Annotated in this window: 17 protein-coding genes; 13 read left to right on the forward strand and 4 right to left on the reverse strand. The window is 64.0% G+C overall.

Features of this window, described 5'->3' with window-relative positions; all coding sequences use genetic code 11:
• The first annotated feature begins 5 nt into the window (after nucleotides 1-5).
• From ABNK63_RS07825 to ABNK63_RS07850, 6 genes are all read left to right on the forward strand, one after another.
• Nucleotides 6-233, forward strand: a complete 228-nt coding sequence (locus ABNK63_RS07825) for an AlpA family phage regulatory protein (protein WP_350017102.1) — start codon at nucleotides 6-8, stop codon at nucleotides 231-233.
• Nucleotides 230-625: a CHC2 zinc finger domain-containing protein gene (locus tag ABNK63_RS07830; RefSeq protein WP_350017103.1), complete on the forward strand. Its 396-nt coding sequence runs from the start codon at nucleotides 230-232 to the stop codon at nucleotides 623-625. The genes ABNK63_RS07825 and ABNK63_RS07830 overlap by 4 nt, the downstream gene beginning before the upstream one ends.
• Nucleotides 622-2724, forward strand: a complete 2103-nt coding sequence (locus ABNK63_RS07835) for a DUF3987 domain-containing protein (protein ID WP_350017104.1) — start codon at nucleotides 622-624, stop codon at nucleotides 2722-2724. Before ABNK63_RS07830 ends, ABNK63_RS07835 begins: the two co-directional genes overlap by 4 nt.
• Nucleotides 2721-3422, forward strand: coding sequence for a hypothetical protein (locus tag ABNK63_RS07840; RefSeq protein WP_350017105.1), 702 nt, complete (start codon nucleotides 2721-2723; stop codon nucleotides 3420-3422). Before ABNK63_RS07835 ends, ABNK63_RS07840 begins: the two co-directional genes overlap by 4 nt.
• Nucleotides 3423-3451: 29 nt before the next feature.
• Nucleotides 3452-4123, forward strand: a complete 672-nt coding sequence (locus ABNK63_RS07845) for a helix-hairpin-helix domain-containing protein (protein ID WP_350017106.1) — start codon at nucleotides 3452-3454, stop codon at nucleotides 4121-4123.
• Between the two features lie 173 nt (nucleotides 4124-4296).
• Nucleotides 4297-4725, forward strand: a complete 429-nt coding sequence (locus ABNK63_RS07850) for a hypothetical protein (protein ID WP_350017107.1) — start codon at nucleotides 4297-4299, stop codon at nucleotides 4723-4725.
• Nucleotides 4726-4927: 202 nt separating this feature from the next.
• On the opposite strand, the gene smpB is transcribed toward ABNK63_RS07850, so the two are convergent.
• Nucleotides 4928-5419, reverse strand: a complete 492-nt coding sequence (gene smpB, locus ABNK63_RS07855) for an SsrA-binding protein SmpB (RefSeq protein WP_007805388.1) — start codon at nucleotides 5417-5419, stop codon at nucleotides 4928-4930.
• Nucleotides 5420-5560: 141 nt separating this feature from the next.
• Here smpB and ABNK63_RS07860 point away from each other — a divergent pair, with 141 nt between their 5' ends.
• Nucleotides 5561-5992: a type II toxin-antitoxin system RatA family toxin gene (locus ABNK63_RS07860; RefSeq protein WP_040672790.1), complete on the forward strand. Its 432-nt coding sequence runs from the start codon at nucleotides 5561-5563 to the stop codon at nucleotides 5990-5992.
• Complete coding sequence (locus ABNK63_RS07865; RefSeq protein ID WP_350017108.1) at nucleotides 5985-6263, forward strand: RnfH family protein; 279 nt, start codon at nucleotides 5985-5987, stop codon at nucleotides 6261-6263. The genes ABNK63_RS07860 and ABNK63_RS07865 overlap by 8 nt, the downstream gene beginning before the upstream one ends.
• Nucleotides 6264-6290: 27 nt before the next feature.
• Here the strand turns inward: ABNK63_RS07865 and bamE are convergent, their stop codons facing one another.
• A complete protein-coding gene (bamE, locus tag ABNK63_RS07870) occupies nucleotides 6291-6749 on the reverse strand; it encodes an outer membrane protein assembly factor BamE (RefSeq protein WP_007805393.1) in 459 nt (152 codons plus the stop codon).
• A 75-nt stretch (nucleotides 6750-6824) separates the two neighbouring features.
• Between bamE and fur the strand changes: the two genes are divergently transcribed.
• A complete protein-coding gene (gene fur, locus ABNK63_RS07875) occupies nucleotides 6825-7247 on the forward strand; it encodes a ferric iron uptake transcriptional regulator (protein WP_007805394.1) in 423 nt (140 codons plus the stop codon).
• A 301-nt stretch (nucleotides 7248-7548) separates the two neighbouring features.
• Here the strand turns inward: fur and ABNK63_RS07880 are convergent, their stop codons facing one another.
• Complete coding sequence (locus tag ABNK63_RS07880) at nucleotides 7549-9147, reverse strand: MASE1 domain-containing protein (RefSeq protein WP_007805396.1); 1599 nt, start codon at nucleotides 9145-9147, stop codon at nucleotides 7549-7551.
• Nucleotides 9148-9240: 93 nt separating this feature from the next.
• Between ABNK63_RS07880 and ABNK63_RS07885 the strand changes: the two genes are divergently transcribed.
• A complete protein-coding gene (locus tag ABNK63_RS07885; protein ID WP_007805399.1) occupies nucleotides 9241-9876 on the forward strand; it encodes a response regulator transcription factor in 636 nt (211 codons plus the stop codon).
• A 24-nt stretch (nucleotides 9877-9900) separates the two neighbouring features.
• On the opposite strand, the gene recN is transcribed toward ABNK63_RS07885, so the two are convergent.
• The gene (gene recN, locus ABNK63_RS07890) at nucleotides 9901-11574 is read right to left on the reverse strand and encodes a DNA repair protein RecN (RefSeq protein WP_350017109.1); all 1674 of its coding nucleotides are present in this window, start codon (nucleotides 11572-11574) and stop codon (nucleotides 9901-9903) included.
• Between the two features lie 125 nt (nucleotides 11575-11699).
• Here recN and hrcA point away from each other — a divergent pair, with 125 nt between their 5' ends.
• From hrcA to dnaK, 3 genes are all read left to right on the forward strand, one after another.
• A complete protein-coding gene (hrcA, locus tag ABNK63_RS07895) occupies nucleotides 11700-12764 on the forward strand; it encodes a heat-inducible transcriptional repressor HrcA (RefSeq protein WP_007805402.1) in 1065 nt (354 codons plus the stop codon).
• Between the two features lie 81 nt (nucleotides 12765-12845).
• Nucleotides 12846-13379 (forward strand): nucleotide exchange factor GrpE, encoded by a 534-nt coding sequence (gene grpE / locus ABNK63_RS07900; protein ID WP_007805404.1) that lies wholly within the window; start codon nucleotides 12846-12848, stop codon nucleotides 13377-13379.
• Between the two features lie 154 nt (nucleotides 13380-13533).
• On the forward strand, nucleotides 13534-15453 hold the full coding sequence (gene dnaK / locus ABNK63_RS07905; RefSeq protein ID WP_007805408.1) for a molecular chaperone DnaK: 1920 nt from the start codon (nucleotides 13534-13536) through the stop codon (nucleotides 15451-15453).
• Nucleotides 15454-15546: the final 93 nt, after the last annotated feature.

Consider the following 15546-nt stretch of genomic DNA (forward strand, 5'->3'; position numbering starts at 1 on the left):
ATGCGATGCACCAACTTCCTGAAACCGGCTTCATTCGTCTTACGGCGATAGTTGGCAAACCTGCTACTGATTCTGTGCCAGCAGTCCCTGCCATCTTTCCCGTCTGTCGTTCGACGTGGTGGGCGGGCGTCAAAACTGGCCGCTATCCGCAACCCGTCAAGCTGGGCGAGCGAATCACGGCATGGCGAGTTGAAGATATCCGCGCGCTGATCGAAAAAGGGGGCGCGGCATGATTCGTCACCTTCCGAAAGCGAAACCCCACAGCGGCAATCTAAGGGCATGGATTGAGCGCAAAGATGGTCGGGGTTTTCCGTCTCGCCCTTCAGGTAGCACGAAGCCCGCGCGTTTTCCCGACAACTGGCGCGAGCACATGCCCGATCCAGCCGCGTACTACGGCCAGCACGTCGCCAAGCTGGGCAAGATGAACGGCACCGGCTGGGCGCAAGGCGTCTGCCCCTTCCATGACGATCGCAATAAAAGCCTGAGCGTCTGTATCACTGGCGAGCGGGGCGGATGGCGTTGCTTTGCCGGTTGCGGCGGTGGCGATCTTATCGGCTTCCATTCCCGCTTGCGTGGCCTGGACTTTAAGGCGGCGGTGCGCGATCTGCTGGGCGGTGGCGCATGAATGCCGTGTTGAAGGTCGAGACACCGAAACAAGCGGCGGCGCGTCTGGCTGCTGGTGCGTTGCGCGATGGATACAAGGCGCAAGCATTGCACGTCTATGCCGACGCCAGCGGCGATCCGGTTTACTGGCGCATCCGCTGCAAGCACCCCGACACTGGCGGCAAATGGGTGAGGCCGATGTACTGGAATGGCACCGGCTACGCGATAGGCGAGCCGCCAGCGCCAGCGGAAGGAAAGCCCCTGTATCTACTGCCCGAACTGCTGGCCGCTGACCCTGCTGTCACGGTTGTAATTGTCGAGGGCGAATGGTGCGCCGAGCATCTGCATAAGCTGGGCTTGGTCGTCACAACGTCCGGCAGCGCGGCCAGTGCCAGCGGTGCGGACTGGACGCCACTGCGCGGCTGTCACTGCGTGCTGTGGCCCGACCACGATGCACCGGGCAGCAAGTATGCCGACGAGGCGGCGGCGATCCTGCGAGCATTGGATTGCACCGTGGAAGTTATCGACGTTGAACCGCTGGGCTTGCCCGACAAGGGCGACGCGGTGAACTGGCTGGCGCTGCACCCGGACGCCATGGCGGCGGACGTGCTGGCGCTGCCGAGGCTGGCCGCGTGCGTGGTGGCCGAACCATCCGCACCGTCTATCTTTGCCAGCGCACCGGAGCCGCTCCGCCGTCCGCTATCGCCCGCGCTGGAATATCCGTTGGACGCGTTGGGCTCCCTACTGGGCGACGCGGCAAAGCGTATCCATGCCGTTGTGCAAGCGCCTGCCGGTCTGTGCGGTCAATCCATCTTGGCGGCGGCATCGCTGGCCGTGCAATCGCATGCGGACGTTTCCATATCTGGCAGCGTGGAACCGCTGAGCTTGTGGCATGTATCCATTGGCGCGTCCGGCGAGCGCAAAAGCGCGGCGGATCATTGGGCACTGCGCGCGCACGTCGAATTTGAGCGCGAACAGGCGGAGGCGTGGCGCCTGGTGCTGGCGGCGCACGAAATCGACATGAGCGCATGGAAAGCGGCCGAGCGCATTGCGTCCCAATCGAAAAAGGGGGGCTGTGCCGAGACGATCCGCACAGCGTTGCATGAACTGGGCGCACCGCCAGAAGCTCCGCTGCTGCCGTGGTTGTTGCTGAGCGAGCCGACGATGGAGGGCCTGCACAAGGCGTACCAGTACGGCCGCCCTAGCATCGGCTTGTTCAATGACGACGCGGGCGACTTTCTGGGCGGGCACGCCATGAACAAGGACAACCGCACGAAATCGGCAGCGAGCTTTTCCAAGCTATGGGACAACGGCCGCTTTGATCGTGTGCGTGCAGGCGATGGTGCAGCGAAGTATCACGGTCGACGGCTGGCGCTCCATTTGATGGTGCAACCGATTATTGCCGAGTCGGTGCTGTCCGATGACGTGCTGACCGGACAGGGGTTTCTGGCCCGCTGTCTGCTGGCGTGGCCGGCGTCGACCATCGGTACCCGTGAATATCAGGACGTCGACCTGAGCCACGATCCCAACCTTGCCCGCTACTGGCTGCGCATGCGCGACCTGCTGGCGACGGCACCGCCATTGCGGGAAGGAACCCGCAACGAATTGCAGCCGCGCGTGTTGACGTTGGCACCGGACGCCATGACCTATTGGGTCGACGTCAAGAATGCGATTGAACAGACCATGCTGGGCGACTATGCCGGCATCCATGCATGGGCGAGCAAGGGCGGCTCTCAGGTGGCGCGCATCGCGGGCGTGTTGACCGTGACGGAGAACCCGGATGCGGGCGTTATCCATCGCGACGCTATCGAACGCGCGACAACCCTTTGCATGCATCACCTGGACGAAGCGGCCCGCATTGTCGGCACGGCCAGCGCACCGGCACCGATCAAGCACGCCGAGCTGCTGCGCGCGTGGTGTTGGGAAACGAGGCGCACGTTGCTGTATTCCAGCGACGCGCTGCGCAATGGCCCGAACCCGATACGCACGGTGACCGCGTTCAACGCTGCTGCCGATCAATTGGAATCGACCGGCTGGGCGGCATGGGTGGAAGGCGGCGCAGAACTGGACGGCAAACACCGGGCGCGCGTCTGGCGCATCCGGTCGGAGAGTGACCAATGAGCGCACTGGCCGAATTGCAAAAGCGGGCGCGTGCCCCTGCGAATCTTGCGAATCTTGCGAATCGGTCAACCTTTGCCGCCCTTGATTCGCAGGATTCGCAGGATTCGCAATGGTTCAATCCTGAAACGGCATTTTCAGGCAGGGGCGCCAGCACGCGCCATGTCCCTGCTGTGAGGGTTCTCACGCGCGATGACCTGCTGGCGCTGGCTGCTGCGGAGTGGATCGACCCCGCCCACGTTCACCGGCTGCATGATCTGGACGTTGCCGCGTGCATCGGCTTGGACACGCGCCAGCTTGCCGCCTATCTGGCGATGCTGGCCGATACCGCCGACCGTCGCGCCGGACGCGTACCGGCTGGCGATACGGCGGCGATCCACTGCGAACAGTGCGGCCCGGTCTGGATACACCCCGATGTTGCGGCGGTATTGCCCGCAGTCGGCGGCTGGCCACGTGCGCTGGGCTGTCCGTGGTGCTTCATCCGGAAGGCTGGCGGTTACGTCCCGCGTCCGACAGTCATTTGTGAGGGCTGCGCGCACTTCACCCCGGACACGATCAATCCGCCGGCAGGCATGGGCACCTGTAGCATCGGCAAAGGCATGCACTACCCGATGGCGGTGCACGGCTGCCAGAATATTCAGCCGCTACGACCCTGCTGTGAGGGTCGAAAATTTACGAATGCTGAAAATTGTCAGGCATGATTATTCTCACGTCCTGACTGGTAGCTGTCATGAATGAACACATTCATATCGTTGATGGCGTGATGCGGGCAAGTGAGTCATTCGATGACATCACGACAGGCTGGCATTTCTGCGCCACGATGCAACAAAGGACTCCCGCGTCGATCCTGCGGCGACACTTGGAATTTTGGCCAAAGGAAAAGGGCACGCCGCCGAATATTTGCCCGGAGGGTTGGGAGGGGATATGGCTCATGGCAAGCAGTCCTATGCCGGAGTTGCCGGGCTGGGATGATTTTCGCAGCTTCAGTGACCGTTCGATGGCATCGGAAGTGGGGTCAATACCCGCAGACGGCGGGGACTATTTACCGTTCCTGCTGGCCTTGCATGATCTAACAAGTGGTACCCCATGCCCATACAGTTCGTTAGAGGAATTGATCCGCGCCACCGGGATTCGCGGTACCCCACATGCACGATATGTGGAAAGACTTGGAGGCTTGCCCGGCTGCATCGGCTTTGGAGCGGTGCGTGCCATTTTTTTGGTGGTTTGGCGTTACGACTACGCGGAGCGGCTATGGGCGGCCGGATTTAGAACGGTGCAAAGCCTTATAGACTCGACAGATGAAGAACTTCGTTCAGCGCATTCGTTCAGCAAATCAGGGCTGCAGACCATACGGCGGGCTGCCAAAAAGTCCCTGCTACCACTTGCGGCCGAGTTCGTGTAACAAAGTTGGAACTGACCCGATTCCGTGACGCATGGAATGGCGGACACCTGCCGATCTTCTGTGCGATGGTGGCGGCACTACGCGATTAGCGGGAAGGGCTGGTCGAAGTGGGTGATGGGGCGCAGCATGTTCGAAGTGAGCTAAGTCGATCCGCTGAGGCGGAAGGGGAACACATGAAGCAAGTGACGTTTGTCGTAATGGCTGTATTAGCGCTGGCAGCTTGCGCGACGAAGCCAGTAAGGCCCAGCGAAGCACTACAAGTCCCGCAAGATCGACTGATTGCGTATCAGTCGCCCATCACTGGGGGCGGGGAAATAACGGTCGTTCGCGACAAGGGCATGACTGGCGGAGGATGCTATGCGGGTATTTTTGTTGGCGGTGAGCTGGCAGCGAAGGTAGGCACGGGCGAGAAAGCTAGTTTCCAATTGCCAGCAGGGCGAGCCGTGGTTAGCGCGAAAGCAGTGGGCGCTGGGCTGTGCGGAATTGGGGCGCAGGATCGCGGCGAAAGATCGACAGAGATCCATGTTGAATCCGGCCAGCATCGAATCTACCGACTGGCGCTGTCATCGGCTGGGGAAGTGAGCATCAACCCGATCAACTGACCTGATACAAATGATTGCCAGCGCGAAGAAGAATCAGTGTAGCCGGCCAGACATGGGGGCATATTTGGGGGCATCTGTGCCATTGTGAATTTCAAAATCGTTACAGCACAAGGCTTGCCGGCGACAGTTCAATAGACGCCACCACCAACAAGAAAACCCCCGAGCGATCGGGGGGGTTTTTCTTTGGTGCCTTGCCGAAGTTTCAGGCTGCGCGGTTGTGCGATCGCATGGTGCGCTGCTTTTCGATCTGCCAGTCGCGCTGCTTCTCGGTGTCGCGCTTGTCGTGTTCCTGCTTGCCGCGGGCCAGGCCGATCTCGACCTTCACCTTGTTGCCTTTCCAGTACATCGCGGTCGGCACCAGGGTGTAGCCCTTGCGTTCGACGGCACCGACCAGCTGATCGATCTCCTTCCGGTGAAGGAGCAGCTTGCGCGTGCGCCGGTCCTCGGCGATCACGTGGGTGGAAGCACTGATCAGCGGAGGGATCGAGGTTCCCACCAGGAATATCTCGTTCTTCAGTACCACCGCATAGCTGTCGCCGAAATTGATGCGACCTGCACGCAGCGCCTTCAATTCCCAGCCCTGCAACGCGACTCCAGCTTCGAAGCGCTGGTCGATGTGGTACTCGAAACGGGCGCGCTTGTTCAGCGCGATGGTCCCGCCTCCCTTGTTGTCCTTTTCCTTGCTCTTGGCCATGTCCGCTAAACTTCGGGCCTCTGGGCGGCCGCATTGCCCGTCGCGCCCATCGGGGCGACGCTTTGTTGAGATTGCGTCCAGGCAGGACGCTCACTTGATCTTTCGCATTCACGGATGAATGCACAAGCCGAAGAGGTTGTCGTGATCGAAATCCGTCGCAGCGCGCTGGTGAAATATTCGCCAGCGCAGATGTTCGACCTGGTCAATGAAGTTGAAGCATACCCAAAGCGCTTCTCCTGGTGTGCCGGTGCGGAAATTCTGGAGCGCTCGGAGCATGTGCTGGTGGCGCGACTCGATCTCAAGTTCGCGGGCTTCCGGCAGAGCTTCACGACGCGAAACACGATCGACCCGCCGCGGCGTCTGCAGATGGATCTGGTAGACGGGCCGTTCCGCAGCCTCGAAGGCGTATGGGATTTCACCGCGCTGGGTGAGGCGGGGTGCAAGGTCGCTTTCGCGCTGGACTTCGACTATGCCGGTCGGCTTGGTGGCAGCGCCCTGAAGCTGGGCTTCCAGGGGCTGGCCGGGCGCATGGTGGATGACTTCTGCCGGGAGGCCGGACGCGTTTATGGATGAGGCCACGATCCGGGTGGAAGTCATTTGCGCTGGATCGGAGCATGCCCTGCGACGCCGGGTCGATCTGGTCCAGGGTGCCACGGTGGCCCAGGCCATTGCCGCTTCGGGGATGGCCGGGGCACTCCCCGAGGGAACGATCAGTCCCGAACGTCTGGGCCTGTTTTCACGCAAGGTGGCGCCGGATCACGTACTTCGCGACGGCGACAGGGTCGAGATATATCGCCCCTTGTTGCTCGATCCGATGGAGGCACGTCGGCGACGTGCCCGTTGAGCCAGGTGCAGTCAGGCCGTCGTCCGATCAGTGGCCGTCGTTGCTGCCCTGTCCGAAACCGCCGTTGTCCTTCTTGGCATCCGGCGAGGTGTTCTTGTCGCCTTCGGTTTCGTTGGCCGGATAGCCGGCGTTGTACTTCTTGCTGTCCTTGACCAGTTGCTGGGCATCCTGCGCAAAGAAGTCGCCTTCGGTACGCACCAGGATGTCGTTGTTGAAGGTCAGCGTGAACGTGCGCACCTTCATCGGGGCGCCACGATGCGAAAAAGTCGAAACGTAGTCCCAGCGGCTCTGATCGAACGGGCTGTTCACCGAGGGCGTTCCCATCAGCACCAGCACCTGATGCTTGGTCATTCCGGGCTTGAGCTGATCCACCGTTTTCTTGTCCAGCAGATTGCCTTGCTGCACGTCGGGCTTGTAGACGATGTGGCAGCCGGCGACAGAGAGCGCCAGCATGGTGAAAACCAGCAGGGTAATCAGCTTTTGCATGCGTGTTGCGTCCGGATCGTGAAGGTGTCGGATGATACACTACCGGCCCGAAAAGGCCGTGTGCGAGGATGAGGCATGGAACAGGAAACCAGAGAGCTGCGCAGGGTTGGCCTCAAGGTGACGCATCCGCGCATGCGCATCCTGCAGATTTTCGACGAGGAGGGCGTGCAGCATCTCAGCGCCGAGGACGTCTACAAGAAGCTGCTTGCCCACCAGGAAGACATCGGACTGGCCACCGTCTACCGGGTGCTGACCCAGTTCGAGGCGGCCGGCATCATCGTCAAGCACAATTTTGAAGGTGGCCAGGCCGTCTACGAACTTGACCGCGGCAAGCACCACGATCACATGATTGATGTGGACAGCGGAAAGGTCATCGAGTTCGTCAGCGAGGAGATCGAGCGTCTCCAGCATGAAATTGCGGCCAAGCACGGCTATGTGATCGAGGATCACAACCTGGTGCTCTATGTAAGGCCCAAGCAGCGTTCCCGCAAAGGCTGAGCAGACCGCCGCGACGTCCATCTCTGCCGTCATTTCTCCGAAAGGGCAAACGACAGGCATAAAAAAGCCGCGAGGAGGACTCCTGTCCGCCCGCGGCTGCTCCTCTACCTGTCGATCGGCAAGCGAATGGCTCGCTGTTGCCTCATGACTCTCGCCAGGTAGCGGCGAAACGGCATCCTGCCGTTTTTTCAGGGCCGCCGTCCCCACGGCTACCCTGATCCGTCATCTTGCGATGACGGCTCCCCCACATCGATGAATTGATCGTAACGAGAGCTTCACGTTTGCGGTATCAGAAAAATTCCTAGGACACTCGCTGATCTTCCACCGCACATGTGCTGCTTCGCAGCAAGATGCGCAGATGGACACCGGTAGCGGCGGGACGCAGCCGGAACTGCCCACCCAGTGACGTGACGCGGTCACGCATGCCTTGCAGCCCACGACCGCCACGCGGCAGCCGGCTGGGCAGGCCTGCACCATCGTCGCGGACGTCCAGCAGGGCCACGGCGATGCCCTGGCGTTCGCCAATGCGCAGGCGCAGCCGGAACTCGCTAGCCCGGGCATGCTTGACGGCGTTGGTGGCACTCTCCTGCACCAGCCGATAAATGGCGGTGCGGGTGTCGTCGTCCAGCAGGCGCGGATCGCCATGCAACTGGGTGTGATACGTCATCCCGGCCGCATTCAGCAGGTCGCGAATCGGCCCCTCATCGAGCGCGCGCAGCAGCCCGAACTCGTCCAGCACGGCCGGGCGCAGGTCGTCGAGCAGTCGATGCAGGGCCCGCCGCATGTGCGCGAGGATGGTGTTGATCGAGGTACTGATGTCCTCCATCCCGGCCTGGTGCAGGCGTGCCTGGGCCAGCTTCACGTGGGTCTGGATCGCGGTGATGTTCTGGCCGAGCTCGTCATGCAGTTCGGCGGCCAGATGGCGGCGCTGGTTTTCGTCGGCCTGCAGGTTGCCGCGCGCGGCGTCCCGCAATTGATGGGCCAGCTGGTCGAGGCGGCGGTTGACGGCGCCGAGGTAGACATTCTGCTCGGCCACCCGCGCGCTGCTGCGGCGCAGGGCGTCCGTGGCCGAGCCGAGCATCAGCGCGCCGGTGCCTGCCACGGCCAGGAACAGGTAGGCCGCGGCCGTCGTGGGGGCGTGGCCGAGGTGCTGATCCACCAGGGTCATGCCCAGGCTGGTGGTCAACATGGCCAGGCTGGCTCCTCGCCAGCCGTGGCGGAAAGCGAAGAACAATACCGGGGCCAGCGAGAGTACCCGGGCGAACTGCGGTTGCGGCGCGGCCTGTTCCGACAGCACCAGCAGGATGGTCATCGACGGCAGCATGACCAGCAGGCCGTCCATGACCAGACTGGCCAGCGCGCGCTGCTCGATTCGCGTGCGCAGGACCATGATCATCAACGGCACGATCAGGAGGATGCCCAGATACTGGCTGAGCAACTCCTCGCCAAGCATGCGAGCCAGCAATTCGGGGGAGCTCGGGGTGCTGACCATCGCCAGCAGGGCGGCGTCGACGGCGGTCGTCGCGGAGACCACCAGAACCACCGACAGCATCAGCCGGGTCACTTCCTGCGGGCTTTGCAGGCTGGCATGCAGGTTGAACCGGCGCAGCAGCCACAGGCCACCGGCCATTACCAGCGGCTCCGGCACCTCGCCAATGGCGAAGCTCAGCCAGCCCAGTGGCATGCCATGGGCGAGCGCGATGCCGGTGGTCGCGGCCAGCTCGGCGCCCAGCAGCCAGCCCCAATAACGCACCGGTGTCAGCAGCAGGGTGCCGAAACGCAGGCCGTAAGGCAGCATCCAGTAGGGCTGGACGGTCGACCACAGCAGCAGCCAGAGCAGCAGATAGCCCGCGGCAATGATGGGCCCGGAGTCAGGCAGGTGCAGGAGTTTCGATCGCATGGATGAATGTTACATGCGCGCCCCGTGCGGGTGTTCAGGGGCGCGAGCGGCCGGAATGTACAGAAGGGCTCCCGCTCTGTGTAAAGTAGGCGGATGTACAGCATTGTTCTGGTTGATGACCATGCCATCGTTCGCGAGGGCTTCAAGCGGCTGATCGAGATGGAGTCCGATCTCGATGTGGTGGCCGAATGCCGCAGCGCCGACGACGCCGTCGAAGCCGTGGGGCACTGGCGCCCCGATCTGGTGGCCCTGGACCTGTCCCTGCCGGATGGCAGCGGCCTGCCGCTGATCGAGCATCTTCGCAGCGTGCATCCGCAGGCCCGCATTGTGGTGCTGAGCATGCATGACGGCGAGCCTTACGTATCCGAAGCGCTTCGTCGCGGCGCCAGTGGTTACGTCACCAAGGGTGTCGCTCCCGAAGAACTGGTGGCGGGCCTGCGCGCGGTGATGCAGGGCGAGTGCTTCCTGAGCTCGGACCTGCGCCAGCGTCGCGCGGAGCGGCCGAATGAGGCGCTGGACCCGGTCAACCGGCTCACCACGCGGGAGCGCGAAGTGTTCCTGCTGCTGGCTGGCGGCCTCACCCCGAAGCAGGTGGCGGCGGAGCTGGGCATCGGCCAGAAGACCGTCTACATCCACCGGGCCAGCCTGATGGGCAAGCTGGGAGCGGGGTCGGAACTGGACCTCTACCGCATGGCCAGCGAACGAGGGTTGCTGTCACCGGCGGGCTGACGGGTCACTCGCGTCGGCATCAGCTCAGTCCGTCTGTGCGCGGTCCAGCATCTGCCTGGCGTGGGCCCTGGTTTCCCGGGTGATCTCCAGACCACCCAGCATGCGCGCCAGCTCGTCGCGGCGGCCGGCGGCATCGAGTTTCTCGATACGGGTGCGGGTGGAGTCGTCATCGCTGTGCTTGCTGACCCGCAGATGGGCGTGCCCCTGCGCGGCAACCTGCGGCAGATGGGTGACACACAGAACCTGTCGCTGCGCGCCCAGCGCCCGGAGTTTCTGTCCGACCACCTCGGCGATCGCCCCGCCGATGCCGGTATCGACTTCGTCGAAGATCATGCTGCCGACCGTGTCCTTGCCCAGCGTGGCGACTTCGATGGCCAGGCTGATGCGGGCCAGCTCGCCACCGGAGGCGACCTTGCGCAGCGCGCGCGGTGGTTGGCCCGGATTGGCACTGACCAGGAACTCGCAGCGTTCGCGACCTTGCGGGTCGGGCTCGCCGGCGACAGCGGGTTCCAGTTCGACCTGCAATTGGCCGCCGGCCATGCCCAGTTCGTTCATCAGGGCGCTGACTTCCTCACCGAGCCGACTGGCAGCGAGCGAGCGGGCCTCGCTCAGCCTGGCGGCGGCGTCGGCATGGGCCAGCTCCAGCCGCCGGCTTTGCGTGGCCAGCGCTTCAAGCGCATCGCCGGCGCCTTCCAGTTCGTCGTGTTCGGCACGCAGGGCGGCCAGCTTGTCATGCAATTCCGCAGCCGGCAGCCGGTGCCGCCGTGACAGTTCGTGCAGCCGGGCCAGGTGGTTGTCCACTTCGCTGAAGCGTTCCGGATCGAGATCGACGTCCTGCGCGTATCGTCCCAGACCATCGGCCGCCTCGGCCAACTGGATGCCGGCGTTGTCCAGCAAGTCGAGCAGGGGGGCGAGCTTGTCGTCGAGTGCGGCAAGCTTGGACAGCTCCGCGTGGGTGCGGCCCAGCGCGCGGCGCAGCGCGAATTCGCTGTCGCCATCGAGCAGCTCCAGCACGCTGGTGCTGCCTTCAGCCAGTCGACCGGCATTGGCCAGCCGCTTGTGACTTGATTCCAGCTCGGCGAGTTCGGTCGCCGGCAGGGACCATTTTTCGAGCGATTCGATTTCGTGGCGAAGCAGTTCGAGGCGCTGGTCCCGGTCGTCGCCGCCGCTGAGCTTGCGCATGCGCGCCGCCAGCTCGCGCCACTGCATGGCGCTTTCGCGCACCTGCACCAGCAGGTCGTCATGGCCGGCATAGGCGTCGAGCAGGGCCAGCTGATGGGGACGGGAGAGCAGTGCCTGATGCTCGTGCTGGCCATGGATCTCGACCAGCAGGGCGGCCAGTTCGCCGAGTTGGCGGGCGTTGGCCGGACGGCCGTTGATCCAGGCCCTGGAACTGCCCTCGGCACGGATCACCCGGCGCAACTGGCAGCCACCATCCTCGTCCAGTTCCTCGCGGGCCAGCCACGCCCGCGCCTCGGCCAGATCGGTCAGGTCGAACTCGGCCGCCAGTTCGGCACGGTCGCTGCCGGCGCGGACCATGCCGCTGTCGGCGCGGGCCCCGGCCAGCAGCATCAGGGCGTCGACCAGCAGCGACTTGCCGGCACCGGTTTCGCCGCTGACCACGGTCAGGCCGGGGCCGAAGGACACTTCGGCGGCTTCCACAACGGCAAAATGGCGGACGTAGAGCGAAGTAAGCATGGCTGGCTTGATCGGGGAGTGACGGGATTGTAGCGGGAGCCGTTGGGCTGCTGGGATACGTTTCACTTGCAAGGCGCGGGCGCAGACCTTATTTCTGTGTGGTCTCACGGACTGCAACACTCAGCATGACGAATCGGCACGGCCATGACCTCGATGCACGCGCGCGCAACCTGTTGCGCACGCTGATTGCGCAATACCTGATCGACGGCGAACCGGTCGGCTCGCGCACGCTGTCGCGTTCCTCCGGCCTGGATGTCAGTGCCGCCACCATCCGCAACATCATGGCGGATCTGGAAGAAGCGGGCCTGGTTGCTTCGCCGCACACCTCGGCAGGGCGGGTCCCGACGCCCCGCGGGCTGCGCCTGTTCGTCGACAGCCTGATCGAACTGCAGCCGCTGCCCCAGGCCGAGATGGCCCGCCTGCAGCGCGAATTGCCGCCGGGACCAACCACCACGCGCGACCTGCTGGGCAATGTTTCCACCTTGCTGTCCGCGATGACCCGGTTCGCCGGCGTGGTCACCGTGCCGCGCCAGGCCGATTTCCCGCTGCGACATATTGATTTCGTGTCGTTGCCGGATGCGCGGGTGCTGGTGATCCTGGTCTTCAGCGACAACCAGGTGCAGAACCGCATCGTGCAACTGGCCAAGCCGCTGGATGCCGGCGAGCTCGAGCGCGCCGCCAACTATCTCAACAACCACTTTGCCGGTTTCCGCATCCACGATATCCGCGCCCACCTGCTGGCCGAGGTGCGCAAGGCCGGCAGCGAATTGAACCGGCTGCTGGCCAGTACGGTCGAGCTGGCCACCGCCTCGTTCGGGCCCGACGGTCCGAGCGGGCCGGACATGCTGGTCAGCGGCCAGACCAATCTCATGGGCTATGCCGAGCTGGCCGACATGCAGCGCATGCGCGAGCTGTTCGAGGCATTCCAGCAAAAGAACGAACTGCTGCAGTTGATGGAAGTCTGCGCCCGGGCCCCCGGCATGCGCCTGTTCATCGGCGAGGAGTCGGGCTTTACCGCGCTCGATGGTTGCAGCGTGGTGACCGCCAGCTACGGCGCGCAGGGGCGGGTGCTGGGTGCGGTGGGCGTCATCGGCCCGACCCGGATGGCCTACGAGCGGGTGATCCCGGTAGTGCAGGCCACTGCCGGATTGCTCAGCGACGCCTTGAATCGGGCGGCCACGACCCTATAACCGCTGCGGGAGACGGGGTTTCTCGCAAGAATCATGGGCGGTCGGCACTCGTGCCGGCCATGACAACCGTTTGGAGTGAACATGCAGAACAACGATCCGCATTCGTCGGGCGACGCGCCAGCCGAGGACTATTCCGCTGACGCAGCCAATCCCGAGCTGGAGGCCCTGCAGGCGCGTGTGGCCGAGCTGGAGGCCAGCAATGCCGAGCTGCGCGAGACCGTCTTGCGCGAGCACGCCGAGCTCGACAACCAGCGTCGCCGCCTGCACCGCGACCTGGAGCAGGCCCGCCGTTTCGCCAACGAGAAACTGCTCGGCGAGTTGCTGCCGGTGTACGACGGACTCGAGAGCGGCCTGGCGGTCGAGGCGGCCGACGTCGCTTCGATGCGCGAAGGTCTTGGCCTGACCCTGAAGGCGCTGCTGAAGGTCGCCGAGAACCATGGCATGTCGCAGGTTGATCCGCTGGGTCAGCCGCTCGACCCGGAACGCCACCACGCCGTGAGCATGGTCGACGCTGCGGGCCAGGCGCCGGGCACGGTGGTCAGCGTGCTGCAGAAGGGTTACGTGCTGAATGACCGCCTGCTGCGTCCCGCCCTGGTGGCGGTAGCCAGGGACTGATCGGTCACCACGCTGGCGCCCGCCTGAATGGCGCGCCGGCGAAACACTGGGAACACGTCTTCGGGGCATGGCCGGCATTGAATCGCCAGAGCAGACCCCCATCTGAAAATCATCGCGGCCGCGGGGGCCGCAAAAAAATCTGGAGAGATTGAACATGGGCAAGATCATCGGCATCGACCTGGGCACCACCAACTCCTGCGTGTCCGTGATGGACGGCACGACCACCAAGGTCATCGAGAACTCGGAGGGCGACCGCACCACGCCGTCCATCGTCGCCTTCAACAAGGACGGCGAAGTGCTGGTGGGCGCCTCGGCCAAGCGCCAGGGCGTGACCAACCCGAAGAACACCTTCTACGCGGTGAAGCGCCTGATCGGCCGCAAGTTCACCGACGCCGAAGTGCAAAAGGATCTCCACATCGTGCCCTACGGCATCGTGGCGCACGACAATGGTGACGCCTGGGTGCAGACCTCCGACGGCAAGAAGATGGCGCCGCAGGAGATCGCCGCCAAGGTGCTGATGAAGATGAAGAAGACCGCCGAGGACTATCTCGGCGAGACGATCACCGAGGCGGTGATCACCGTCCCGGCGTACTTCAACGACAGCCAGCGCCAGGCCACCAAGGATGCCGGCAAGATCGCCGGTCTCGACGTCAAGCGCATCATCAACGAGCCGACGGCAGCTGCGCTGGCTTATGGCCTCGACAAGAAGGGTGGCGATCGCAAGATCGCGGTGTACGACCTGGGCGGCGGCACCTTCGACGTGTCGATCATCGAGATTGCCGAGGTCGACGGCGAGAAGCAGTTCGAGGTGCTGGCCACCAACGGCGACACCTTCCTGGGTGGCGAAGACTTCGACATGCGCGTCATCGACTATCTGGTCGAGGAATTCCAGAAGGAGCAGGGCATCGATCTGCGCAAGGACCCGCTGGCGCTGCAGCGCCTGAAGGACGCCGCCGAGCGCGCCAAGATCGAGCTGTCCTCGAACCACCAGACCGACGTGAACCTGCCGTACGTGACGGCCGACGCCTCGGGTCCGAAGCACCTCAACATCAAGCTGACCCGGGCCAAGCTCGAGGCGCTGGTCGAGGATCTGGTCAAGCGCACCATCGATCCGTGCCGCACCGCGTTGAATGACGCCGGCCTGCGCGTGTCCGACATCGACGACGTGATCCTGGTCGGCGGTCAGACCCGCATGCCCAAGGTGCAGGAAGCGGTGAAGGACTTCTTCGGCAAGGAACCGCGCAAGGACGTCAACCCGGACGAGGCCGTCGCCGTGGGCGCGGCGATCCAGGGCGGCGTGCTGGGTGGTTCGGTCAAGGACGTGCTGCTGCTCGACGTCACCCCGCTGTCGCTGGGCATCGAGACGATGGGCGGTGTGATGACCAAGCTGATCGAGAAGAACACCACGGTGCCGACCAAGGCCTCGCAGACCTTCTCCACGGCCGACGACAACCAGACCGCGGTGACCGTGCACGTGCTGCAGGGCGAGCGCGAGCGCGCCAGCGCGAACAAGTCGCTGGGCAAGTTCGACCTGCAGGGCATCGAGCCGGCACCGCGTGGCATGCCGCAGATCGAGGTCACCTTCGACATCGACGCGAACGGCATCCTGCACGTGTCGGCCAAGGACAAGAAGACCGGCAAGGAGCAGAAGATCGAGATCAAGGCCGGCTCTGGCCTGTCCGAGGAAGAGATCGCCCGGATGGTCGCGGACGCCGAGGCGAACAAGGAAGAGGACAAGAAGTTCCACGAGCTGGTGGCTACCCGCAACAAGGCCGACCAGCTTGTCCACGCCACCCGCAGCGCGCTGAAGGAACACGGCGACAAGGTGCCGGCTGACCAGTTGAGCAGCATCGAGGGTGCCTTGTCCGACCTGGAGAAGGTCAAGGACGGCGACGACAAGGCGGCGATCGAATCCAAGGTCGAGAAGCTGGAACAGGTGGCACAGGCGCTGTATGCAGCGGCGCAGGGTGGCGCCCAGGCTGACGCCGGTGCACAGTCCGCACCGGGCGGCGGTTCGGCCCAGCCCGATGACGTGGTGGATGCCGAGTTCACCGAAGTGAAAGACGGCAAGTAATTCGGCATCGTCATCGGCGTTGCCGATGGGCCAGCCCGCGCCGGGAATCTCCCGGCGTGGGCTGTTTGCTGAATGCAGGACAGGGGCGCGACA

The organism is Rhodanobacter sp. IGA1.0 (assembly GCF_040208325.1).
Classification (GTDB): Bacteria; Pseudomonadota; Gammaproteobacteria; order Xanthomonadales; family Rhodanobacteraceae; genus Rhodanobacter; species Rhodanobacter spathiphylli.

What these genes read in the sequence shown, in the direction of transcription:
- ABNK63_RS07865 (WP_350017108.1), top strand. Translation starts at nt 5,985, where the DNA reads ATGGATGAGGCCACGATCCGGGTGGAAGTCATTTGCGCTGGATCGGAG.
- ABNK63_RS07880 (WP_007805396.1), bottom strand. Translation starts at nt 9,147, where the DNA reads ATGCGATCGAAACTCCTGCACCTGCCTGACTCCGGGCCCATCATTGCC.
- hrcA (WP_007805402.1), top strand. Translation starts at nt 11,700, where the DNA reads ATGACGAATCGGCACGGCCATGACCTCGATGCACGCGCGCGCAACCTG.
- dnaK (WP_007805408.1), top strand. Translation starts at nt 13,534, where the DNA reads ATGGGCAAGATCATCGGCATCGACCTGGGCACCACCAACTCCTGCGTG.
- ABNK63_RS07850 (WP_350017107.1), top strand. Translation starts at nt 4,297, where the DNA reads ATGAAGCAAGTGACGTTTGTCGTAATGGCTGTATTAGCGCTGGCAGCT.
- ABNK63_RS07840 (WP_350017105.1), top strand. Translation starts at nt 2,721, where the DNA reads ATGAGCGCACTGGCCGAATTGCAAAAGCGGGCGCGTGCCCCTGCGAAT.
- ABNK63_RS07835 (WP_350017104.1), top strand. Translation starts at nt 622, where the DNA reads ATGAATGCCGTGTTGAAGGTCGAGACACCGAAACAAGCGGCGGCGCGT.
- fur (WP_007805394.1), top strand. Translation starts at nt 6,825, where the DNA reads ATGGAACAGGAAACCAGAGAGCTGCGCAGGGTTGGCCTCAAGGTGACG.
- grpE (WP_007805404.1), top strand. Translation starts at nt 12,846, where the DNA reads ATGCAGAACAACGATCCGCATTCGTCGGGCGACGCGCCAGCCGAGGAC.
- bamE (WP_007805393.1), bottom strand. Translation starts at nt 6,749, where the DNA reads ATGCAAAAGCTGATTACCCTGCTGGTTTTCACCATGCTGGCGCTCTCT.
- recN (WP_350017109.1), bottom strand. Translation starts at nt 11,574, where the DNA reads ATGCTTACTTCGCTCTACGTCCGCCATTTTGCCGTTGTGGAAGCCGCC.
- ABNK63_RS07830 (WP_350017103.1), top strand. Translation starts at nt 230, where the DNA reads ATGATTCGTCACCTTCCGAAAGCGAAACCCCACAGCGGCAATCTAAGG.
- ABNK63_RS07885 (WP_007805399.1), top strand. Translation starts at nt 9,241, where the DNA reads ATGTACAGCATTGTTCTGGTTGATGACCATGCCATCGTTCGCGAGGGC.
- smpB (WP_007805388.1), bottom strand. Translation starts at nt 5,419, where the DNA reads ATGGCCAAGAGCAAGGAAAAGGACAACAAGGGAGGCGGGACCATCGCG.
- ABNK63_RS07825 (WP_350017102.1), top strand. Translation starts at nt 6, where the DNA reads ATGCACCAACTTCCTGAAACCGGCTTCATTCGTCTTACGGCGATAGTT.
- ABNK63_RS07845 (WP_350017106.1), top strand. Translation starts at nt 3,452, where the DNA reads ATGAATGAACACATTCATATCGTTGATGGCGTGATGCGGGCAAGTGAG.